At 38.4% G+C, this 23,551-nt stretch carries 20 protein-coding genes, 2 tRNA genes and 1 CRISPR repeat array; of the genes, 15 read left to right on the top strand and 7 right to left on the bottom strand.

Annotated elements, in window-relative coordinates; genetic code table 11:
* Window positions 1–18 precede the first annotated feature (18 nt).
* Genes BBP83_RS07980 through BBP83_RS07950 form a run of 7 tightly spaced genes read left to right on the top strand, consistent with a single transcriptional unit; the run spans window position 19 to window position 4,428 of the window.
* Entirely contained in the window at window positions 19–387 is a 369-nt protein-coding gene (locus tag BBP83_RS07980; protein ID WP_068887241.1) for a DUF4845 domain-containing protein, read from the top strand.
* On the top strand, window positions 359–1,057 hold the full coding sequence (gene rnc / locus BBP83_RS07975) for a ribonuclease III (protein ID WP_068887239.1): 699 nt from the start codon (window positions 359–361) through the stop codon (window positions 1,055–1,057). Before BBP83_RS07980 ends, rnc begins: the two co-directional genes overlap by 29 nt.
* Entirely contained in the window at window positions 1,057–2,085 is a 1,029-nt protein-coding gene (gene era / locus BBP83_RS07970) for a GTPase Era (protein WP_068887237.1), read from the top strand. Before rnc ends, era begins: the two co-directional genes overlap by 1 nt.
* 30 nt (window positions 2,086–2,115) lie before the next feature.
* The gene (locus BBP83_RS07965; protein ID WP_068887671.1) at window positions 2,116–2,304 is read left to right on the top strand and encodes an NF038104 family lipoprotein; all 189 of its coding nucleotides are present in this window, start codon (window positions 2,116–2,118) and stop codon (window positions 2,302–2,304) included.
* Window positions 2,305–2,315: 11 nt separating this feature from the next.
* Window positions 2,316–3,020, top strand: a complete 705-nt coding sequence (recO, locus tag BBP83_RS07960; RefSeq protein WP_068887235.1) for a DNA repair protein RecO — start codon at window positions 2,316–2,318, stop codon at window positions 3,018–3,020.
* A 20-nt stretch (window positions 3,021–3,040) separates the two neighbouring features.
* Window positions 3,041–3,766: a pyridoxine 5'-phosphate synthase gene (gene pdxJ, locus BBP83_RS07955; RefSeq protein WP_068887233.1), complete on the top strand. Its 726-nt coding sequence runs from the start codon at window positions 3,041–3,043 to the stop codon at window positions 3,764–3,766.
* A 17-nt stretch (window positions 3,767–3,783) separates the two neighbouring features.
* Window positions 3,784–4,428 (top strand): MiaE family protein, encoded by a 645-nt coding sequence (locus BBP83_RS07950; RefSeq protein WP_068887231.1) that lies wholly within the window; start codon window positions 3,784–3,786, stop codon window positions 4,426–4,428.
* A gap of 230 nt (window positions 4,429–4,658) precedes the next feature.
* A CRISPR array of direct repeats spans window positions 4,659–6,247; the repeat unit is 28 nt; unit sequence GTTCACTGCCATGTAGGCAGCTTAGAAA.
* A gap of 80 nt (window positions 6,248–6,327) precedes the next feature.
* On the opposite strand, the gene BBP83_RS07945 is transcribed toward BBP83_RS07950, so the two are convergent.
* From BBP83_RS07945 to BBP83_RS07930, 4 genes are all read right to left on the bottom strand, one after another.
* Window positions 6,328–6,403, bottom strand: a tRNA-Asn gene (locus BBP83_RS07945).
* 9 nt (window positions 6,404–6,412) lie between these two features.
* Window positions 6,413–6,488: transfer RNA gene (locus BBP83_RS07940), tRNA-Asn, on the bottom strand.
* 156 nt (window positions 6,489–6,644) lie between these two features.
* Window positions 6,645–7,271, bottom strand: coding sequence for a superoxide dismutase (locus tag BBP83_RS07935; protein ID WP_068887669.1), 627 nt, complete (start codon window positions 7,269–7,271; stop codon window positions 6,645–6,647).
* 157 nt (window positions 7,272–7,428) lie between these two features.
* The gene (locus BBP83_RS07930) at window positions 7,429–8,187 is read right to left on the bottom strand and encodes a Nif3-like dinuclear metal center hexameric protein (RefSeq protein ID WP_068887229.1); all 759 of its coding nucleotides are present in this window, start codon (window positions 8,185–8,187) and stop codon (window positions 7,429–7,431) included.
* Between the two features lie 169 nt (window positions 8,188–8,356).
* Between BBP83_RS07930 and BBP83_RS07925 the strand changes: the two genes are divergently transcribed.
* Window positions 8,357–9,541, top strand: coding sequence for a S1C family serine protease (locus BBP83_RS07925; RefSeq protein WP_068887227.1), 1,185 nt, complete (start codon window positions 8,357–8,359; stop codon window positions 9,539–9,541).
* A gap of 387 nt (window positions 9,542–9,928) precedes the next feature.
* On the opposite strand, the gene BBP83_RS07920 is transcribed toward BBP83_RS07925, so the two are convergent.
* Window positions 9,929–12,445 carry an acyl-CoA dehydrogenase gene (locus BBP83_RS07920; protein ID WP_068887225.1) on the bottom strand — a complete coding sequence of 839 codons (2,517 nt, stop codon included), beginning with the start codon at window positions 12,443–12,445 and terminating at the stop codon, window positions 9,929–9,931.
* 324 nt (window positions 12,446–12,769) lie between these two features.
* Window positions 12,770–13,783, bottom strand: coding sequence for a lipoyl synthase (gene lipA / locus BBP83_RS07915; RefSeq protein ID WP_068887223.1), 1,014 nt, complete (start codon window positions 13,781–13,783; stop codon window positions 12,770–12,772).
* A gap of 210 nt (window positions 13,784–13,993) precedes the next feature.
* On the opposite strand from lipA, the gene sthA reads away from it, so the two are divergent.
* Window positions 13,994–15,409 (top strand): Si-specific NAD(P)(+) transhydrogenase, encoded by a 1,416-nt coding sequence (gene sthA / locus BBP83_RS07910; protein WP_068887221.1) that lies wholly within the window; start codon window positions 13,994–13,996, stop codon window positions 15,407–15,409.
* A gap of 362 nt (window positions 15,410–15,771) precedes the next feature.
* Here the strand turns inward: sthA and BBP83_RS07905 are convergent, their stop codons facing one another.
* Window positions 15,772–16,470: an exonuclease domain-containing protein gene (locus tag BBP83_RS07905; RefSeq protein WP_068887219.1), complete on the bottom strand. Its 699-nt coding sequence runs from the start codon at window positions 16,468–16,470 to the stop codon at window positions 15,772–15,774.
* A 371-nt stretch (window positions 16,471–16,841) separates the two neighbouring features.
* On the opposite strand from BBP83_RS07905, the gene BBP83_RS07900 reads away from it, so the two are divergent.
* From BBP83_RS07900 to BBP83_RS07875, 6 genes are all read left to right on the top strand, one after another.
* Window positions 16,842–18,044, top strand: a complete 1,203-nt coding sequence (locus tag BBP83_RS07900; protein ID WP_068887217.1) for an alpha/beta hydrolase family protein — start codon at window positions 16,842–16,844, stop codon at window positions 18,042–18,044.
* A gap of 155 nt (window positions 18,045–18,199) precedes the next feature.
* Window positions 18,200–19,453, top strand: coding sequence for a serine hydroxymethyltransferase (glyA, locus tag BBP83_RS07895; RefSeq protein ID WP_068887215.1), 1,254 nt, complete (start codon window positions 18,200–18,202; stop codon window positions 19,451–19,453).
* Between the two features lie 167 nt (window positions 19,454–19,620).
* Window positions 19,621–20,025 carry a nucleoside diphosphate kinase regulator gene (rnk, locus tag BBP83_RS07890; RefSeq protein WP_068887213.1) on the top strand — a complete coding sequence of 135 codons (405 nt, stop codon included), beginning with the start codon at window positions 19,621–19,623 and terminating at the stop codon, window positions 20,023–20,025.
* Window positions 20,026–20,443: 418 nt separating this feature from the next.
* On the top strand, window positions 20,444–21,235 hold the full coding sequence (locus BBP83_RS07885) for a tellurium resistance protein (RefSeq protein ID WP_068887211.1): 792 nt from the start codon (window positions 20,444–20,446) through the stop codon (window positions 21,233–21,235).
* A gap of 17 nt (window positions 21,236–21,252) precedes the next feature.
* Window positions 21,253–22,386, top strand: coding sequence for a toxic anion resistance protein (locus BBP83_RS07880; protein ID WP_068887209.1), 1,134 nt, complete (start codon window positions 21,253–21,255; stop codon window positions 22,384–22,386).
* Between the two features lie 56 nt (window positions 22,387–22,442).
* Complete coding sequence (locus BBP83_RS07875; protein ID WP_068887207.1) at window positions 22,443–23,360, top strand: hypothetical protein; 918 nt, start codon at window positions 22,443–22,445, stop codon at window positions 23,358–23,360.
* Window positions 23,361–23,551 lie beyond the last annotated feature (191 nt).

The following is a 23,551-nucleotide window of genomic DNA, read 5'->3' as shown; positions in this document are numbered from 1 at the left end:
ATAATTAGGAAAATAACAATGCGACATCAAAAAGGGGCATCATATATAGCCATTTTATTGGCAGTGATTGGTTTTGCATTTATGGCTAAAATTGCAATTGCAGTTTGGGGGCCCTACGTTGACGATCGATTGATTAACAATCAAATTGAAGAGCAATTGAAAAATGGACCTAAAAACCTTAGTCCTGCTAAATTTGTTTCTGAAATGGATAAGCGCTTTAATATGAATATGATAGATATGAAATTTGTAGATATCGCTCAAGTGACAGATGTAGATGGCATACAAGTGAAAAAAGATTATGAGATAAGAAAGCCTTTCTTATTGAATATAGATATTGTGTTAAAGTTCGAGAAAAGTTTTGATCAAAGCTCAGTCCAAGCTAAATGATGCACGTTTAGCCAGTCGAATCGGTTATCAGTTTAAACAACCTGAATTGTTACAACTGGCTTTGACTCACCGATCGGTGAGCCATAAGTACAACTATGAGCGTCTGGAATATTTAGGCGATTCTTTATTGGGGATGATTGTTGCTAATTATCTCTATCATGCATATCCGCATGAAAATGAAGGTAGACTGACACGCATGCGTGCTACGTTAGTGCGTCAGGAAGCCTTAGGTAAAATTGCCAATGACTTAAAATTGAGCCAAAGTTTAATTTTAAGTACAGGTGAGTTGAAATCTGGCGGTCATCATCGCGAGTCTATACTTGCCGATACCGTAGAGTCGATTATTGGGGCGATATATGTAGATTGTCAGGATTTAAAAATTCTGGAGCCCATTGTTCTAAAATGGTATATACCTTATTTAGATCATATTGAACCAACAGATCAACTGAAAGATCCTAAATCACGTTTACAAGAGTATTTACAAGCGCGTAAAAAGCCTCTCCCGGTTTACGAAGTTGTTGATATTCAAGGTGATGCACCCAATCAACATTTCAAAGTGGAATGTATTGTGGAAGGCATGCCAATTAAATATGGTGAAGGATCAAGCCGTCGCTTCGCAGAACAGGCTGTAGCGGCAGATTTTTTAGAAATTTTGGAGCAAAAGTCTTAATGACTACTCATTCCGATCACAACGATGCTGATCACGAGTCGCAAAGCGACAGTAACGACCTTATTAGTCAATTTTTCAGTGCGCAAGGCACAGAAATTCCTTCAGACTACCGTAGTGGCTTTGTTGCTATTGTTGGCCGTCCGAACGTGGGTAAATCTACCCTGATGAACCATCTTTTGGGTCAAAAGTTATCAATTACTTCACGTAAGCCTCAAACTACACGTCATAAGATTATTGGTATTGATTCACGTGAAAAATCTCAAGCGGTGTTTGTTGATACACCTGGGATGCATAAAAAAGAAGTTCGCGCTATCAATAAAATGATGAACCGTGCGGCATCTTCTGCATTGCGTGATGTGAACTTGGTATTGTTTGTTCTTGATGCAGATAAGTGGACGCAAAACGATGACCTTGTTTTGGAAAAACTTAAAAACGCAGATATGCCAGTTATTCTGGTCATTAATAAAATTGATACGCTTGAAAATAAAAATCATGCATTACCATTGATTCAAGAACGTGCAAAATTAATGAATTTTGCAGAAGTTGTTCCTGTTTCTGCATTGCGTGGTGCAAACTTAGATCATTTGCGCAATGTGATTGAAAATTATTTACCTTTCCAGCCACCGCTATATTCGATGGAGCAGTTAACTGACCGTTCAGAACGCTTTCTTGCTTCTGAAGTGATTCGCGAAAAAATCATGCGTCAATTGGGTGAAGAGCTTCCATATGATTTAACTGTACAAATTGAGTCTTTTAAGACTGAAGATGCGACAATTAATGAAAAAACAGGTCGTCCAAAGCCTGCTTGTACCTATATCGATGCGACAATTTTTGTGGATCGTCCAGGCCAAAAAGCGATTGTGATTGGTGAAAAGGGCGCTAAACTGAAAAAAATCGGGATGGATGCTCGTGTCGATATGGAAAAAATGTTTGAGCAAAAAATCATGCTGACGCTTTGGGTGAAAGTGAAAGGTGGTTGGTCTGATGATGAGCGAGCATTAAAGAGTTTGGGTTATAGCGATATTTAATCATTTTACTTAAGCTAAGAAGGAATGGTAATGATGAAAGTATTGGCAATAATGGCTTGCGTGTTGTTTTTGCAAGGCTGTATTCATAAAATTGTTACCGTTCCTGTTAAAATCGCTTATAAGACCACAAAAGGTGTTGTAAAAGGTACAGCAGCTGTCGTTGGCGCTGTTATACCGGATGGCGATGATGAAAAAGACCATAAAAAAGATAAGGATTAACTCATCTAATCATGCGTAATGAAATATTGCATGGTTATCTCATCCATCATCGAAAATATAGAGAACGCAGTCATATTGTGCATCTGTTTACACAGGAGCATGGTCGTGTTGATGGTATTCTGCGACAAACGCCACCACCGCAATATCAGCCCATTTGTTTACAAGCTTCGGGCAAATCTGATTTAAAAAATTTTACGAAACTAGAAATAGTTAATCAGCCGATTTTCTTTTTTGGTGATGCTTTTTTTTCAGGTTTTTATTTAAATGAAATTTTACTACGACTTTGTCCACCAGAAGTTGAAATGCCAGAAACGTATTTGCAATATGCAGAAACTTTGGCGCAATTACAGCACATTACAAAACAAACCCATCCCAACCATTTTTTAAAGCAGATTTTACGTCAGTTTGAACATGAGTTATTACAAGAGTTGGGCTATCCTCTAGATTTTTCTATGGACTCAAATCAACAAAATATTACTGCAAACCAACATTACTTATTTCAATTAAATGATGGTTTTATTCCTTCGGCGCAAGACTCCCGCCTAGCAATCTCTGGACAGCAAATCCTGTCGATGTGTGAATATGAAAAGGGTAGGGATTTTGATTCAGAACAGTTACAATTATTGTCTAAGCTTTATCGGCAAATGATTACGTCATTGCTGGGCGATCGACCGTTAAAGAGTCGCCAACTTTGGATACAGAATTCTCAAACATAATCGTAATTTAGGAAAGTATTATGGCTGCATTACTTGGTGTAAATATTGACCATGTGGCAACATTGCGTCAAGCGCGTGGCACCACTTACCCTGACCCTGTTAATGCTGCACTGATTTGCGAACAAGCGGGCGCTGAGGGGATTACTTTACATTTGCGTGAAGATCGTCGCCATATTCAAGATGAAGATGTACGACGTATGCGCCCAGTATTAAAAACACAAATGAATTTAGAAATAGCTGTCACAGCAGAAATGATCGAATTCGCCAAAGAGATTAAGCCACAGCATGTATGTTTTGTCCCTGAAAAGCGTCAAGAAGTTACTACTGAAGGTGGTTTGGATGTATTGGGGAATTTTGAGGATGTGAAGAAAGCAACACAGGAATTAACAGCATTAGGTTGTGGTGTTTCTTTGTTTATTGATGCGGATATAGCGCAAATTGATGCTGCTGTTGCTTGTGGCGCGCCGACAATTGAATTGCATACAGGTGCTTATGCAGATGCAGAAACCGCAGAAGCACAGCAGTATGAGCTTGAGCGGATTATTGTGGGTGCTGAATATGCGTCTTCAAAAGGCTTAGTGGTCAATGCAGGTCATGGTTTAAATTTAGAAAATGTCACACCTATTGCCAAAATTCCACAAATCCATGAATTGAATATTGGACATTCAATTATTGCCGATGCTGTATTTGTAGGTTTGGCACAAGCCGTTCAACAAATGAAAGCTGTTATTCAAGCTGCCCGTTAAGTTATTGATAAAGAAATATGTCGAACATTGATTATGAGAAGCTGATGAAGCCTGTAATTGGCTTTTTAGGCTGTGAAACCCCAAAAGAGTGGCTAGATAAAGCAATACAGAATCTTGATATTTTGATGCTTGATCATGCTAATTGTGAAAAGAAAGCGGCCAGTACGGCCATGAATTTGATGTTCCGTTACAGCTTTTTTACAGATCTGCAAGTGAAACTAGCGCAACTAGTACGCGAAGAAATGTTGCATTATGAGCAAGTTTTAGAGTTGATGAGCAAGCGTGGTCTGGAACTTAAGAGTTTAAGTGCTGGCCGTTATGCAGGCGTATTACGTAAAGAAATTCGGACTTATGAGCCTGAGGCTTTAATTGATGTCATGATTATTGGTGCATTTGTTGAAGCACGTTCATGTGAGCGTTTCTATGCGCTTGCTTCGCGTGTTGATGATGAACTGGCACGTTATTATCGTTATTTGCTGAAGTCAGAATCTCGACATTATGAAGATTATTTGGCATTGGCGATGGATGTGGCAACATCGTCAAAACTGAAAAATCCGAAAGAAGATATTCAGCAACGTATTGCACATATTCGTGAAGTTGAAAAAAACTTGATATTAAGTCCAGATGAAATGTTCCGTTTCCATAGCGGTTTACCCATTTAATTTACTTTATTGTTTATGGTGTAAAAAGGCAGAAGGCTGGAGCAATGCTCTGGCTTTTTTTATATGTTTTGAATAGTTTTTGACAAAGAGTTTTTTACTCCAATATAAAATTCATTCTTTAACATATTAATAAAATCAATGAGTTGTTACTATGAGTAAAAACTTGGGTCTTTTGTGAGTTTATAGGGTTAACTTACTGTTATCACTTTATTTTTTGCTATAAAATTACTGTTCACTGCCATGTAGGCAGCTTAGAAACAAAGCCAATGAGTTTCATCCAGAAGTTGAGTGTTCACTGCCATGTAGGCAGCTTAGAAATTGTGATAAATCCATCGGGATTTCACAGTAAAGTTCACTGCCATGTAGGCAGCTTAGAAAGATGTCTAAAACGTCTTGTTTAGCTTTATCTAGTTCACTGCCATGTAGGCAGCTTAGAAACAAAGATATTGCAGAAAAAACGATTTGGTTCAGTTCACTGCCATGTAGGCAGCTTAGAAATAAATGAGATCATTAAACGCATCAACAAAGAAGTTCACTGCCATGTAGGCAGCTTAGAAAAGGCTACTATTACTGTAATCTGTTCTGACGCTGTTCACTGCCATGTAGGCAGCTTAGAAATGAAGGGATCAGGTAATCAGGGAGTAAGTGATGTTCACTGCCATGTAGGCAGCTTAGAAAAATAATAAAGATAAAATAATTTTTGTGGCGAAGTTCACTGCCATGTAGGCAGCTTAGAAAAGTATTAAAAACCACGAAAGAAAGACGGAGCAGTTCACTGCCATGTAGGCAGCTTAGAAATTGGCGTAAATGGTGATGAATCTCAATTTACGGTTCACTGCCATGTAGGCAGCTTAGAAAAAGGGCTTAGCGGACTTCCCTCTTTTTTACCAGTTCACTGCCATGTAGGCAGCTTAGAAAAGCAGATTCAGCAGACGCGTAAATATAATTTAGTTCACTGCCATGTAGGCAGCTTAGAAAATCAGAATTAATTGCACTTCGCTGGGCTGACAGTTCACTGCCATGTAGGCAGCTTAGAAATCAATGAGATCATTAAACGCATCAACAAAGAAGTTCACTGCCATGTAGGCAGCTTAGAAAAACGGTAAGTGTGTTGAGGTTAAAGGTCATGGGTTCACTGCCATGTAGGCAGCTTAGAAAATTGAACGATCCCAACTGATTTGGGATTGTTTTGTTCACTGCCATGTAGGCAGCTTAGAAATTCTCATCATGAAGGTTTTGCAAGTAAGCCTTGTTCACTGCCATGTAGGCAGCTTAGAAAAACAAGTGCGACGATAATTTTGAGAGTTACCAGTTCACTGCCATGTAGGCAGCTTAGAAAAAGCGACCCAGTAAGTTGATTTTGAACTCATTGTTCACTGCCATGTAGGCAGCTTAGAAAACGGCCTGTAAGCATTACAAGATAGGTATTACGTTCACTGCCATGTAGGCAGCTTAGAAATGAATCAACAGCATGCAGAGACATTAAGTTTAGTTCACTGCCATGTAGGCAGCTTAGAAAGATTCCAAGTCATCCATAGCTTGATATAAGCCGTTCACTGCCATGTAGGCAGCTTAGAAAATCAAATGTTGGTGATGTTATTTCAATCAATGGTTCACTGCCATGTAGGCAGCTTAGAAATTATTTAGAATTTTCTTCAACTCGGTGTTAATGTTCACTGCCATGTAGGCAGCTTAGAAACCTACAAATTGGGAAAATTTACCCAACACAAGGTTCACTGCCATGTAGGCAGCTTAGAAAGCCACTTGATACTTGGTAAAATAAGTGACCTTGTTCACTGCCATGTAGGCAACTTAGAAAATATGAATATTACTTCTGCTTTAAAGAAATTCTGATAATAAAAAAAGCCCATGTCGCAATGCATGGGCTTTTTATAATCTTGGCTCTTCCACCTGGGTTCGAACCAGGGACCTGCGGATTAACAGTCCGTCGCTCTACCGACTGAGCTATGGAAGAATAAATAGATGGCTCTCCAACCTGGGCTCGAACCAGGGACCTGCGGATTAACAGTCCGTCGCTCTACCGACTGAGCTATTGGAGAATCTGATGCGCATTTTAGGGGTGAAAACCCATACCGTCAATAATATAATGTAAAGAAATGAATCATTTGCTTTATTAATAGACATTTAAGATTTAAAAATAAAAAAATCACCCATTTCGGGTGATTTTTGTGCAATAAATAAAATTATTTCAAATCTTATTTTTCAACGCCAGCTTCTTGACCAGCATATTTAGCATTTGCATAATCCCAGTTTACAAGGCTTTCTAAGAAAGTTTTGATATATACAGGGCGTGCATTGCGGAAGTCGATGTAGTAAGCATGTTCCCAAACGTCAATTGTTAATACTGCAACTTTGCCATGAGCAAGTGGCGTATCTGCATTGGCAGTTTTAAGAATAGACAAGTTGCCATTTACTTCGTCAGCAACCAACCAAGCCCAGCCTGAACCGAATTGAGTTGTAGCAGCAACTGCAAATTCTTCAGCAAACTTTTCATAAGAACCGAAAGCTTCATCAATTTTAGCAGCCAAAGCGCCAGTTGCTTTACCGCCACCGTTTTTAGCCATACAGTTCCAATAGAATGTGTGGTTCCAAACTTGAGCAGCATTGTTGAAAATGCCTGCTTTAGCAGCATCACCAGCAGAAGCTTTGATGATTTCTTCTAAAGATTTACCTTCAAGGTCAGTGCCTTTGATAAGGTTGTTTAGGTTAACAACATAAGTGTTATGGTGTTTGTCGTGATGGAATTCTAAAGTTTCTTTGCTGATGTACGGCGCAAGATCTTCGTAACCGTAAGGTAGAGCAGGTAAAGTAATGGTTGTCATGTTTTCAATTCCTTGCATTTTGCTGGGTTTTGACATTAAGTGGCTTTATTGTAATGGATTATGAACTCAAATTGCGCATTGCTGATAAATAACAATACAGAATAAGGCTCGAACGTATACGTATAAAGAAAAATGCCAAAAGCACGCCTTAACTAAATTAAATCGGATTGTTTAATTCGAAATAACTATACTCAATATTGAACTGTTCTGAAATAGCTTTTGCTAAGCGCTGAACACCATATTTTTCCGTTGCATGATGGCCACAGGCATAATAATGCACGTTTAATTCTTTGGCTTCGTAAAATGTCCGTTCACTGACTTCGCCTGAAATATAAGCATCACAATTTTGTTCAGCTGCCTTGGAAATATAATCTTGCGCACCGCCAGTACAAAACCCAACTTTTTGGATGGAGGTTTTATCTGCGGGTAGATGAATTGCGTTAAACCCTAAGCGTTCCGATACAAACACTTTAAATTCTGTCGCAGACATGGGCTGTTTTAAATAACCAATATTACCAATTGGGTTGCGTTCCGCAGGATCTAAAGCTTCAATATTATCTAATTCTAAAATATCAGCAATGGCTGCATTATTACCTAGTACAGGATGACTATCTAAAGGAAGGTGGTAGCCAACCAATGAAATATCATGCTGAATGAGCGCTTTAATGCGTTTGCCACGCATACCTGTAATGGGGTAGGGTTCGCCTTTCCAGAAATAGCCATGATGCACTAAAAGAAGGTCAGCACCTTGTGCAATAGCGGCTTCAATTGCTTCTTGAGAGGCCGTGACAGCACATACAATTTTATTAACTTCAGATTTGCCTTCAATCTGTAAGCCATTGGGTGCATAATCTTTAAATTCATGTGACTTCAATGTTTGATTACACCACTGAATAATGTCGTTTAACTGAGCCATCTGTATTCTGCCAATTCAAAATCAATTTTTACTATTTAAACATGCATTTAATTGTAACTAAAGAGTGACAAAACTCTGAATATTTTTTAAAGAATGGTTGAAAAATTACTTTACAATATGACTTAAATAATTGAGTCATCAACGAATAAAAATTTTAGAGGATACAACTGTGCGCCGGACCTTTACTTGGTTACCTTGGGTGTTACTGATTCTAGTCATCATTGGTTTTTTAGGTTGGCAACAACTACAAAAGCCAAAAGCACCTATTTCTCCAGATGGGGTAAAACTACCCGCAGAAAAAGTAGAACCACTGATCAATACTTCACGTACAGGTGGGGTCGTGTCATACAGTGCTGCTGTTAAAGTAGCAGCACCTGCTGTTGTAAATATTTTTACCACTCAAAAAGTGAAACAGCTAGATCATCCTTTGTTAAATGATCCTGCATTTCGTGAATTTTTTGGCAATCAAATCCCCGATCAACTGAAGCAAGAACCGAATGAAAATAGTTTGGGTTCAGGTGTTATTGTACGACCAGATGGGTATATTTTAACCAACAATCATGTAATTGCTCAGGCTGATCAAATTATTGTGGCTTTAAATGATGGTCGTCGTGCAGAAGCAAGAGTGGTGGGAACAGACCCAGACACTGATATTGCAGTAATTAAAATTGAAATGGATCAGCTTCCAGTGTTGCCTTTCAAACTAAGTGGCAATGAAGTGGGTGATGTTGTACTGGCTATTGGTAACCCATTTGGCGTTGGTCAAACCGTAACGCAGGGTATTATTTCTGCAACAGGTCGTTCAGATTTAGGCATCAATACCTATGAAGACTTTATTCAGACCGATGCGGCCATTAACCCCGGTAATTCAGGTGGTGCATTAATTGATGTTGCTGGTAATTTAATTGGTGTAAATACTGCAATTTTCTCGCAATCTGGCGGTTCATTGGGTATTGGTTTCGCAATTCCTGCAAAAATTTGTCAGCAAGTCCTGAATGCTATTTTGAAGGATGGGCGAGTAGTACGTGGTTATTTAGGGATTAGTTTGCTTCCTATTGAACAGGAAGATGTTTTTGCACCGAAAGAGCAAGGAGTTATTGTTGCGCATGTACAACCTAATGGCCCTTCTGCTAAAGCGGGTCTAAAACGTGGCGATAAAATTTTGAAAGTGAATGATGAAGTGATTACTTCAGCCTCTCATTTAATTAACTATGTGGCTTTACAAGCACCAAATAGCACCGTAAGGGTCTCTATTGAACGTGATAAGAAGCCAATGATTGTTGATGTCAAAATTACTGAAAGAAAACTACAAGAGAAAAATGGCGAGTCGCAATATATTCCATTGCCACGTTAATTTTCACTAAAAAAATCTCGCATAATGATCTGCCTCCAATAAGTTGGATGGATTGATTAAACAACTTTTAAGGGCTGAGTTTTGTATTCAACAGGACTCAGCCCTTTTAATTTAAACATTGAGTTTAATTAGTGATATTTAGCTTAAGTGATTGAAAGTAATAAATTACAAGGCAATACAATGGTATGTACAGTTTTACCTAGTTACTTGTTTTTAGAATACATTCAGCATCTTTGATAGAAATTGGTTTAGATGTTCCTGTTTCTGTTCAAACCTTCTATTCTGTTATTTTCCATTGCCAATATTGCTAAAGTTATCGTGTCATGGGCTGATGATTGTAGAGAGTCAGAACAATCTATTTTGAGTTGTCCTGACTTTAGCTTGAAATTAAAATCGTAGAAATGCCTCAGGTTCATCGTCCGTTTTCTGGGGTTGCGCTGAATCCGTTTTTTTGTGCAATAGATGTGGATTATCTAGCGTTAATTCATTGAATAGTTGTTCATCAAAAATATCGGTGAGCATGCTGTCATAGCGTTGAATATTGTATGCAATAAGCTGATCTGCTTCAGATTGTGTAATGAAATTCGTAGTCACAGCATCGGCAATATGTGCTTCAAAAGTCAGACCTTGAAATTGTCCTTTAGATTCGGCCTTTTTGAATTTATTCCAAAGCGGTTCTATTTTTAGCAACATTTGAAAAGCAGATTCCATACGTCCAGAAACGTCATTCGTGTCTGTGCTGTAACAAACGTGTTGTTTTAATTGCTGGCGAAAAGCATTGTCTTGCAACATATATGTAGCAACATCACGTTTTAATTGATCTGTTGGTTTGGTTACTGCACGACCCAAAGGGAAGCAGATAAATTTGACTAAAGCCGAAGCGAATTTGATAGGGAAATTTTCAAAAAGATCATAAAAGGCATCTTGAGTTTTGTAGAGGGCTTTGTCTAAGGCCAGTCGTGCATGAGCTTGCTCTGCATCTGTTTTTTGCCCATGTTCATAAAATTTCAAAATAGCTGTGGCGATGAACATTTGAGCATGAATATCGGCTAAACGCCCAGACAGCATTTCTTTACGTTTAATATCACCGGCCAATAAACCTAAACACATATCGGCGGTTAGGGCGAAATTGGCACTGAAACGATTAATGATTTTATAATAAGGACGACTAAATGTATCTGCATTTTCTGAGGCATGTGCAGAACCACCTGTAAAGCCATAAGTAAATGCACGCGCTGTACGGTTGAAGGTATAAGCTAAATGCTTAAACAACATGTCATTGAAGGTTTTGAGTGCCGTGTTTTTATCTTCAGCCTGTAACAATTGTAGTTCTTCAAATAAATAAGGGTGACAACGCATAGACCCTTGACCAAAAATCATCAGTGAACGACTCAGGATATTGGCACCTTCTACGGTAATCGAAACAGGAATTGCCTGATACCCAAGGGCAATAAAGTTGCGTGGACCCAGTTGTACGGCACGACCTCCAACGACATCCATGCCATGATTGAGCATCCGTCGCATGGTTTCTGTAGCGTAGTATTTTGCCATTGCAGTCATCACAGCAGGTTTACCACCTTGGTTCAGACCACAAGTGACCAGATAGCGGAATGCCTCTAACATGTAAGCATCGCTGGCAATTTCACTGGTTGCTTCTTGCACACCTTCAAAATTACCCACAGAAATTTTAAATTGCTGACGAACTTTGGCAAATGCACCGACATTTAAATAGGCCATTTCACCTGCTGCTGTGGACAGCGCGGGTAGGGAAATACCACGACCAACCGCTAAGCATTCCATCAACATGCGCCAGCCTTTACCTGCATTTTTTACACCGCCAATAATCCAGTCCAACGGAATGAACACATCTTTACCTTCAACAGTGCCATTCATAAAAGGTGAGCCAGGATTATGCCGTGGACCAGTCACAACACCTTCATGACTAGCGGGGAGTAAGGCACAAGTAATACCGTATTCTTTTTTATTTGCATCACCCAATAGACCATCTGGATCATACATTTTAAAAGCCAAACCAATGACGGTAGCAATTGGCGCAAGGGTAATCCAACGCTTAGAAAAATTCATCTTCAGACCTAGAACTTGTTGACCTTCAAACTGGCCATAACAAACCATACCTGAATCTGGAATAGAGCCGGCATCTGAACCAGCTTCAGGGCTGGTTAAACCAAAACAAGGGATTTCCTCACCTTTAGCGAGACCGGGTAAATAGCGCTTTTTTTGTTCTTCTGTACCGTAATTTAATAGCAATTCACCGGGTCCTAAAGAGTTCGGGACCATACAACACACCGCTGCTGTTAAAGATCGTGATGCAATTTTGCTCATAATTCGGCTTTGTGCAAAGGAACTAAATTGGCGTCCGCCAAATTCTTTGGGAATAATGAGCCCCAAAAAACCATGATCTTTAATGAATTGCCATGCTTCAGGTGGTAAATCTTTATGTTTATGATGAATATCCCATTCATTCAGCATGCCACATAGTTGTTCAACCTCATTGTCTAAAAAAGATTGTTCTTCTGAACTTAGTTGTGGGTAGGGGTAACTATCGAATTTTTTCCAATCTGGTGCTCCCATAAACAGTTCTTTTTCCCACCAACTGGTGCCCGCATCCAGTGCTTCACGTTCAGTACTACTCATACTGGGCATGGCATTGGCTAAAATATTATAGGCAGGTTGGCTAATTAAGCGCATACGAAGCGGTTCAATGAGTACAATCAAACTGATTAAAATTAATGGAATACCCAAAAGGAGTGACCACGGACTAAGAAAAGCAACCAATAGCACCACAACAATAAGAAGGGAAGAACCAGTTAATCTAGCTAATTCAAAGAGAAAAATTGCCCAAACGGCTACAAGTAAAAGGATGACACTGAGAATAAATAGCATTATTTTTTGCCTCCAGTGAATGGTTATTATGTATTTTTGCCATATTGAAACAGTTAACGTTACTTAAAATAAAAATATATCTTGAACTGTTCTTGATGTGGTCTAAATGACAAAAATAAGAGGAAATCTTAAAAATATAGAAAGAAGAGTATTTGGCTCTAGATTTAGATTGAATAAAAAAACGACACATTGCTAGCACCTTCATGCAAAGAAATGTAGAGTTAGGTAATTAATACAGGGTGAAATATTGAAAAGAAGGAATTAAAAAATAGATCAATTAAAAAGCCCTCAATAATGAGGGCTGATTTAGGGCTTAAAGTTTAATTAAGCTTCAATAGTTTGTACGGTAATTTTTTTAGCAGGATCTGCTTTACGACGTACAGCTGGAACAGGTTCGCCATAGTATTGACGGTCTGCAAAATAGCTTGAACGTACCATAGGTGCTGCCCAGATATTGCGAAAGCCCAGTTTTTGACCATGTGCGGTGTAACGTTCGAACTCTTCAGGTGTTACAAAACGCGAAATAGGCGCATGTTCTTTAGATGGCTGTAAATATTGACCAATCGTAATATAGTCAACATCGTGTGCACGTAAATCATCCAGTAATGCAAGTACTTCTTCTTCAGTTTCACCCAGTCCAACCATCAAACCACATTTCGTTGGCACTTCAGGACAGTATTCTTTAAACATTTTCAGTAAGTTTAAAGAATGTTGATAATCTGAACCAGGGCGCATGGCTTTGTACAGACGTGGCACAGTTTCAATATTGTGGTTAAACACATCTGGTGGGCATTCCGTCATAATACGAAGAGCCACATCCATACGACCACGGAAGTCAGGCACCAAAATTTCTAATAAGGTTTTTGGGCTTAAATTACGGGCTTCTTTAATACAGTCAACAAAATGTTGTGCGCCACCATCAAGCAAGTCATCACGGTCTACAGATGTAATGACGGCATACTTAAGGCCTAAATTGGCAATGGTTTCTGCCATATGACGAGGTTCATCTGCATCGAGTGCATTTGGACGACCATGTGCAACATCGCAGAATGGGCAACGACGGGTACAAATATCACCCATAATCATAAAGGTTGCTGTACCACCACCAAAGCATTCAGGCAAATTGGGGCAAGCTGCTTCTTCACAGACAGTATGCAATTTTTGCGCACGTAAGGTTGTTTTAATGCGCTGCACTTCATCTGGTGCGGCCATTTTTACCCGAATCCAGTCGGGCTTACGGGGCGCTTCAACCGTAGGAATAACTTTTACAGGAATGCGGGCGACCTTTTCTGCGCCACGAAGTTTGACACCCTGTTCTGGTTTACGGTTTTCAGACATATTCAACTTTTCCACTGTTTTGACGAGGAGATATTCTAAAAAAATAGCATCATTATTATAGCGGAAATGCGAAATGATAGGGTAAAAATACTATTCATTTACTAAATGTAGTTATCATTTAATATATGTGAGCTAAATACAGCAAAGTCATATTAATTAAGTCATAATATGGGCAAGATAAGTGAAAAGTTAGTTTTAAAGGAGCGTTGAATGCCACGTAAGAAAGAGGTCATTAGTGGGAATTTCGTGAAATACGATGCGGTAGTTCTCGGTTCAGGCCCAGCGGGCGAAGGCGCGGCAATGAAACTTGCGAAATCAGGCAAGCGTGTTGCAATTGTCGATATGCGTGAACAGCTTGGTGGTAACTGTACTCATGTGGGTACAATTCCAAGTAAGGCATTGCGTCAAACTGTATCTAGTATTATTCGCTATCAGCGTGATCCAATGTTTCAAAAAGTGGGGGATTGGAAACAGTTCACCATGAAGCAAGTACTTCGTAATGCGCACAAAGTGATTCAGCTTCAAGTTGATACACACTCGCGTTTTTATGATCGTAATAAAATTGATATTTATCATGGTCGTGCGTATGTGCAGGATAAAAATACAATTTTGGTATTTAGCGAAGACGGCATCACGGAAACGATTGTTTTCCAACAATTGGTCATTGCTACAGGTTCGCGTCCATATCGCCCAAGTATTTTAGACTTTAATCATCCACGTGTGTTTGATTCAGACAAAATTTTGGATCTGGATTTTTCTATCAAGAAAATCATTATTTATGGTGCAGGCGTCATTGGTTGTGAATATGCATCTATCTTTATTGGTTTAGACCACAAAGTAGATTTGATTAATACCCAGCACAAACTTCTTAGTTATTTGGATGATGAAATTTCAGATGCTTTGTCATATCACTTACGTGAACAAGGGGTGTTGATTCGTCATAATGAACAAATTGATCATTTAGAAACCTTTGATGACCATGTTGTGATGCATTTACAAAGTGGCAAAAAAATTAAAGCCGATGCTATTTTGTGGTGTAACGGCCGTTCGGGTAATACCGATGGTTTAGGTTTAGAAAATATTGGCTTGCATCCGAATAGCCGTGGGCAATTAACGGTAAATGAAAAATATCAAACTGAAATTGATAATATTTACGCTGCCGGGGATGTCATTGGTTGGCCATCTTTGGCGTCGGCTGCATATGACCAAGGTCGTTGCGCGGGTGCGAATATGAGTGGCGAAAAAGATGTCGCACCAGTTACAGACATTCCAACAGGTATTTATACTATTCCAGAAATTTCATCTATTGGTAAGAATGAACAGCAACTGACAGAGGAAAAAATTCCTTATGAAGTTGGTCAAGCATCTTTCCGTCATTTGGCACGTGCACAAATTACGGGCGATACTGTAGGTGAGTTGAAAATTTTATTCCATCGTGACACTTTAGAAATTCTTGGTGTACATTGCTTTGGTAATAATGCGGCGGAAATTATTCATATTGGTCAAGCAGTTATGAATAGTCCAAACAATACTATTAAGTATTTTGTGGAAACCACGTTTAACTATCCAACGATGGCTGAAGCGTACCGTGTAGCAACATTAAATGGTATGAACCGTTTGTTCTAAGTTCAATTTAAGTCTTCAATTAAAAACCCGCAAGTATTTACTTACGGGTTTTTAATTTTTGAGCATTAAAATTACCTGTAGCATGCATGTCGTTTAGAAATAAGTCATATAGATATTCTGTTAATATAATTTTGATGCCATATTGGCAAAACTTTGCGTGACTTGCATATTTCACCCTGCTTATTATTTGCTTTATACATTGAAAGAGGCTTTCCATTTTTTCGTATTTGTTCAATGTTAAATCAATCTAGAAAAATATGGGTTAAATCATCGTCCAAGAAAAAGACTCGGATTTAAAAGTCCGAGTCTAGTATTATTGCAAGAGCATGGTATTGCACTTTAAGTGAGAATCTAAGGTCAGTTTATAAAGTGGCAATTGCCTTATTTTCAAGTGCTTTGCGTAAATAAGGATCTAAATCTTCTTGGCGAAGTAACCATTGCACATAATCTGATGGTAATTCTGTAATTGCTGTACCACGGTGTTTACCAAAATTAATACTACGCGGAATACGAGCATCTTCAGAAGCTTCGTAAAGTTCTTCAATACTATTGAGTTTGAGATGATGCACAATATGCATCAAAATATTTGCCGTTAAAATAATATCCATGTCTGCACGGTGTGCTTTGCGAATCATTTCACGCGCTTTCTCACTGCCTTTACTAATCATATAAATGAGTGCAGAAATATTATGTGCTTCGGCATCTGGCCAAACAAGGCGGGCAAGTGCAAGGGTACAAATAGCTTTAATATTGGACGTTTCAACCCCACACTTTTCTAAGGCACGAATATCATAATCAATATTATGACCAATAATATAAACTGTTTCTTTGGGTAACTTAAAGCTTGTGTAATGAGGCTGATCAGTTAAATCTGATTCAAGAATATGATGCACAGCCATTGCAGCAAAAGAAATAGGTTCATCCACACTATAAAGTTGATCAAAAAGCTGTGATTTATCTAAAGTGATTTTATGGTCGGAAATTTGAATTGGCGCGTATGCAATCTCAATAGGTTGACCATTTAAAGTATGTGTTTCTGTATCGAGAATAATGGCTTGCATCGCTTATCTCATCTGGAAGATTATTAAAGCGTCAATTTATCATTTGCATGGAACATTCACAAATGAAAGGCTTCTAAATGTGGGCGCTTTAACATTTGGATGATGGAAATATAGCTAAATCATCAAACTTTTATCTATTTGATAAAATTTGTGTTTTATCAGTTAATTTTCTCATTTTGTTTTTCGTGTGAATATTATTGTTTCAATCTATTGATTAAGTTTTTTTCCTTTTTTAGCAAAAGGAAATAATTTTGTAGCACTTTATTTTTTGAATAGTGTGTAATTGGTCTGTAATCCTATTGTGTTAGATGAAAATACATGCAATAAATTTCAAATAAATATTTTAAAACAAAAAACGAAGGAAATTAGGGATGAATAAAAAGTTATTGGCAGTTTTAATGAGCAGTGCATTTTTACTCACAGCCTGTGGGGGAGATGATGATTCTTCTGTATTTGATGATGGGATTCCGAAAAATAATATTGTAAATCCAGTTGTAGCTACACCTACTGCATATACTTTAACAGATATGTCTGCCTCCGCTGCTGATAGTGTGGTGATGACGTATAAAATGTTGGGGGTAAATGGTAAAGAAGTTCAAGCAACTTCTCTAGTTTTTACACCTAAAACGCCAGTACCCAAGGATGGTTGGCCGATTGTAATTTGGGCACATGGTACCACAGGTGTAGCGGATATTTGTGCGCCAAGTCGCTTAGCACTTGGTTCTGATGTTAAGAATATGATTAGTAAGTTTTTAGCAGAAGGCTATGTTGTTGTTGCACCAGATTATGAGGGGTTGGGCTCTGCCGGCGATCATCCTTTCTTAAATGTAAAAAGTGAAGCATATTCCATTACTGATGCTGTGGTTGCTGCGCGAAATTGGTTGGGTACTAAAGCATCTAAGCAATGGGTAACTGTTGGGCATTCGCAGGGTGGTCAAGCTGCTTTGGGTGCAGCGCAATATGCATCGCGGGCGCAATTAAATTATAAAGGGACAGTGGCAGTGGCTCCTGCATCTAATCTAAAAACTATTTTTAAAACAGGAGAGGATCTTGTAGCTAATTTACCAGCCATAGATCAAGTCCCAATGTTAGCTTCTCTAAATACCTATGCGGCACTGATTACTGCTGGAATGCAAGACCAATCTTCGGCTCCTACATATATTCAAGTATTTCAACCGAATGCGGCAGTAATAGCCACTCAAGCTGGAACAGTTTGTGCAGGAGCGTTAGGCCAAAATTTTGGTGTTCAAATGACAGTTGCTGCAACAGCAACTAGTTCATTATCAGGTTATTTAACACAAAGTAATTTTATGAAAATACCTGCAATTACAACATTTTTGAATACAACTTCTCAGCCGTTATCTGTGAAAGTTACGACGCCAGTGAAGATATATCAAGGTGGATATGATTCTACTGTTCCAGCAAATGCAACAGCTGAGTTGATTTCGAATGCAGCGAAACTTGGAACTAAGATTATACCTGTATATGAAGAAAAATGGGATCACAACACCGCTTATACATTGAATATTGACAATATTGTGGTAGATGTAAAATCTCTCATGCCAATTCAATAACTTGATTTGAATAAAAAAAGCTCATGTTTGTATTTACATGCGCTTTTTTTATTTAAAACTGAGAAAACTTCATTCTCGAAATTTATAAACTTCATGCTACAATATGCGCCAATCTTAGCACGGCTTAAAAGCCCTAATTTAATAGGACCTCGCTAATGTTTGCCAACATCTCAATTGCTGAATTTGATCCAGAAATCGCGCAAGCAATCACACAGGAAGATGCTCGCCAAGAAGCGCACATCGAACTGATCGCTTCTGAAAACTATTGCTCACCAGCAGTAATGGAAGCACAAGGCTCAAAACTTACAAACAAATATGCTGAAGGCTACCCAGGCAAACGCTACTACGGCGGTTGTGAATATGTAGACATCATTGAACAACTTGCTATTGACCGTGCTAAAGAACTTTTCGGTGCAGATTATGCAAACGTTCAGCCACACGCTGGTTCACAAGCAAACTCTGCTGTTTACTTAGCGCTTCTTAACCCTGGCGATACAGTATTGGGTATGAGCTTGGCTCACGGTGGTCACTTGACTCACGGTGCAAAAGTTAGCTTCTCTGGTAAAACATATAATGCGATTCAGTACGGTTTAAACACTGAAACTGGCGCAATCGATTATGAAGAAGTTGAACGTTTAGCGTTAGAACACAAACCACGTATGATTGTTGCTGGTTTCTCTGCGTATAGCCAAATTGTAGACTGGCAACGTTTCCGCGACATCGCGGACAAAGTTGGCGCTTACCTATTTGTAGATATGGCACACGTTGCTGGTTTAGTTGCTGCGGGCGTTTACCCAAGCCCTGTGCAAATTGCTGACGTAACAACAACGACTACACATAAAACACTTCGTGGTCCACGTTCAGGTTTAATCCTTGCAAAAGCCAACGAAGAAATTGAGAAAAAATTACAGTCAGCTGTATTCCCAGGTAACCAAGGTGGCCCATTGGTTCACGCTGTTGCGGCTAAAGCAATTTGCTTTAAAGAAGCAATGACACCTGAATATAAAGAATATCAAAAACAAGTTGTGGTAAATGCTAAAGCAATGGCTGAAGTATTAATTGCACGTGGTTTTGATATTGTTTCTGGTGGTACAGAAAATCACTTGTTCCTCTTGTCTTTAATTAAACAAGACGTAACAGGTAAAGAAGCAGATGCATGGTTAGGTGCTGCTCACATTACTGTGAACAAAAATGCCGTACCAAACGATCCACGCTCTCCATTTGTGACTTCTGGTATCCGTATTGGTACACCAGCTGTAACCACTCGTGGTTTCGGCGTAGCTGAAGTTCGTGATTTGGCTGGCTGGATTGCTGACATTTTAGATGCGAAAGGCGACGAAGCAGTGATTAACACTGTGAAAGCGAAAGTTGAAGCTGTTTGTGCGAAATACCCTGTATACGCAAACTAAGTTTTGAACTTTAAAAAGGCCTCCTTTTTAGGAGGCTTTTTTTACAGCTGTAAAAAAAGCACATTATTCAATATGACGAAATTCTGATATAACAGAATAATCTGTAATAACAAGAATAAATCGACCGAATTGATTTAATTTAACCAAGTTACCAAGGATTAAACGATATGACAAAACCAAGTATCATTCTTTCTGAACAGGATTTGCGCCGCTTGGAAACGATGTTAGAGCATCAGTCTAAGTTAACGCCGACTATGGAACATTTAGAAGATGAACTGGCACGTGCGCAAATTGTGGCACCGAAAGATGTGCCTGTGAATGTGGTCAGTATGAATGCCAAGGTATTGGTTACGATTGCACCTGCAATTGAGCCGACTGAAATTACTTTGGTTTATCCACATGATTTCCGTGGTGATAAAGGGCAGGTGAACATTCTTGCACCAGTGGGTGCCGCAATTTTAGGTCTGGCTGAAGGTCAAGAAATTGAATGGCCACAACCAGATGGGCATACAATGAAAGTTAAAATTGAAAAAGTGTTGTATCAGCCAGAACGTGAAGGCGACTATTTATAGTAGTCACTCACTTTTTGTTTGTAAAAGCCATGTAGATCATGGCTTTTTTAGTTTTTACAGCAATGCTTTACGATAATAAATTAAAAATAAGATGAGAAAAAATAATGAGGTATTGTACAAATAGATAATACCGTTGAATTTTATTTTCATTGACGAGATAAAGCCGCACATAGGCATTGTTCAATGCTAAAAAGTTCAACAGCAATAATGCCGAGAAGATATAAAGTATGATGTTGATTTTTAAGATAAGAAATAGACTAACCTGTCCAAGTAGGAACTGCTCATTTTAAATTTAAGTCATGATTGCATGAGCGCTTAGGTCAGTGAATAAACTTCTTAAAACTTATTTGCAAAAAGCGACAAAAACTTTGTTATAAAAGACGTAATATAGAAATAATTTCATTGAGTTTAAGTGTTTATGTCTCAAATTGAGGTTCTGGTTCCATTAACAGACATTGCGGTGATTCCGGCTGAAGTGCTGTCGATTAAACGCAATGAACTGGTACCTTTGTTGAATGATCAATATCGGCTGAATCATTATGCAGATGCGTTGATTCAAGCGCAGTCTGTCCTTTTGAAGGGAATTGATCCGCAATTAACGCAGAAACTTAGTCAGACCATTGAGCAATTGATTCAGACATTGTCTGCCTCTAAAAAAGTGCTCAAACAGCGAAAATTTAACGCCCTGCAAAAATGGTTGGGTATCGATTTAGAGTTTGGTTCTAATCAGGTTGAATATTATAAAAATTTAGAAGCAATATTAGATCAAGCCAATCATTTGAGCCAAAAATTACAATTAGAAATTCAAAAATCTCAATCACGGTTTAAGCAGTTACAAGGTCTGCGTGAACAAATGGCCAAATACATACAAGCCGCTGAAGAGTTTTTGCGTGAATATCCAACTTTTGTGCAAAATCAACATCCCTTAGATAATTTTGCAGAGCGCTTGGCAAAGAAAATTTATACATTACGAACCATACAAAGTAGTAATGATATTGCCATTACACAAATGCAACTGTCGCAACAACTGTCATTTTCATTGTTAGACCGTTTTAAAGAGGCACAGCAGGTTCTGATTCCAGCATGGCAATATCATGTTAAACAAAGCCAGCAAAGTGGCTCGACAAGTTCGCTTGAAAAACTGGATAATAGCCGTGAAGACTTAATTAAAACTTTAAGAAAATCATTAGAGAAAACCTCTAAATCATAATCAGTACAAGGTGAGCTATGACCCATCCCGAATCAACTATTTTACCGATTGAAGCCACAATAGATTTGGCAGAGCAAAAATTTCAGCAATTAGATTTACAAAGTATTGGGTTGCAAGCCACAGACTTTCAGGAAGTCATGGCTGCCCGTAAAGAATTGGCTGAAATTAGTCACAATTCGGTGGCTGAATATGGCAAAAATATTGCGTCTAAAACGTCGGGTTATACCGATGAATTACTGAACTTGGTGCAAAATAAAGATTTAGATACAACGGGACAAAAGTTGAATCAAGTGGTACAGGTGGCACAGCAATTGAATACCAGTAGCATTTTAAATAAATCCAAAAGTTCGGGTTTTTTTGGCGGTATTTTAAGTAAATTTAGAGGGGCAAAAAGCAGTTTTGATCAGCATTTTAATACCACTAAAGAACAGATTGATGCCTTAGTGAAAGAAATTGAAACTTCGCAAAATGGTTTAAAAGCTAGGGTCAATACTTTAGATAAGATGTTTGGCGGTGTGCAGGAAGAATATAAACAGTTGGGTGTGTATATTGCGGCAGGAAAAATGAAAGAGCAGGAAATTCAACAAGAAATTTCTACTTTAACAGCGCAAGTGCAAGACCAAAACACCACGCAAAGAATTTATGATTTAAATCATTTGGCGAATAATTTAGAAAAACGGGTGAGTGATTTACAGATACTACAACAATCTGCCATGCAAACTTTGCCGATGATTCGTATTATTCAATCGAATAATTTAATGTTGGTTGATAAGTTTTATGCCATTAAAAATATTACTTTACCTGCATGGAAAAATCAGATTAGTTTGGCAATTTCGTTACAAGAGCAGAAGAACAGTGTGCAATTAGCCAATACGATAGATGATGCCACCAATGAGCTGTTAAAGCGCAATGCAGATTTGTTGCACCAAAACTCTGTAGATACCGCACGCGCCAACCAGCGTTCAGTGATTGATATTGAAACCCTTGAACATGTACAAAATATCCTCATTAAAACCGTTAATGATGTGATACAAATCCAAAAAGAAGGGGTACAAAAGCGTGAGGAAGCAACCACGCGTTTACGTGCACTTCAGAATAATTTGAATCAATTGGTGCTTGAGTCTAGCTCAGGCGACTCCAAGTCCAGCTAAATATTGATGTCAAATCGGCAGAAAGACTGCTTTTAATTGATGTTCAGGAGAATTATTTGCCTGCTATAGATGAATACGCACTCAATCCACAGCATCTTGAGTCTGGCGTGAAGCTATTAAAAAAGCGCCAGAGAAATTTGATGTTGTTGGGTATTACTTCGACCAGTATTTTATTGGTTTCAGTGATGGGATTGTTTGTGCAACAAGACTTTGTCTACAGTTTTTTTGGTCTAAGTACGCAAGTTGAACAGTTGCACATCCCCAGTAGTATCGGTGAAAGTCTGACATCTTTTGGCTACCAATCTGATTATTTTGTGAATTTATTGTCTTGGTTTGGTTGGCTGTTTTTAAAGATTTTTGCTTCATTTATTGGTGCATTTCTTACAATACATGTACTGCGTAAAATTAAGTTTTTTTCTATTCGCTTTCAATCATTTGTTCTGAAATTTGTCGGTTGGCTTGTTGCTTTTATTGTTATTTGGTCTGGGCTAACTTATGTGCAATATGATTTGCGCGATGATCATCATCAGGAATATCAGCAACTGGTGCGATATGATAAAAATATTCAGGACAGTGCATTAGCGCAAGAATTAAGGGATGCAGAAATTGCGCCCGCTGTGAAATCTTATTTATTGGCACAGACGGCAATGTTACATCGACCTATAGATCGGGCGACGGCTATTCCGCAAGTTCGGGTTTTAATTCAGGCAGAAAAAAATGACCCGCATTTTTTAGACTATGGTTTTAAGCCTGAACAATTATGGACGATGCAAAACCAGTTGTTTAATCAAACCTTAACGCCCATGGCTGAAAGTGTGAGCAAGCAGGTGGCTCAGGCTGAAATCTTAAATCGCGTTGTATATTGGGCGCTACTTTTTATTATTGTGGTGACTGCATTAATCAGTATGGCGATGTTTATATTGGCTTCACGAATTAAAAGTCGAGTAATTCGGATTGAGCAACGTATTTATTAAAATGGTAGCGGATTTCGTTTTTCTACATGAATATTCATGTTTTGAATCATAAATATTGAAATTTTAGGCTTTTGTCCTCATATATAAATTATTGTTATTCAGCTTGTTTTTATTCTTTGATTTAATAAAACGATCATTGTTATAAAAACAAACTGTTTTATCTATTTAATTAAATCACTTATGATTATTCC

The sequence above is a fragment of the Acinetobacter celticus genome (genome assembly GCF_001707755.1).
Lineage (GTDB): Bacteria > Pseudomonadota > Gammaproteobacteria > Pseudomonadales > Moraxellaceae > Acinetobacter > Acinetobacter celticus.
This window is presented reverse-complemented; position numbering and strand designations above follow the sequence as displayed.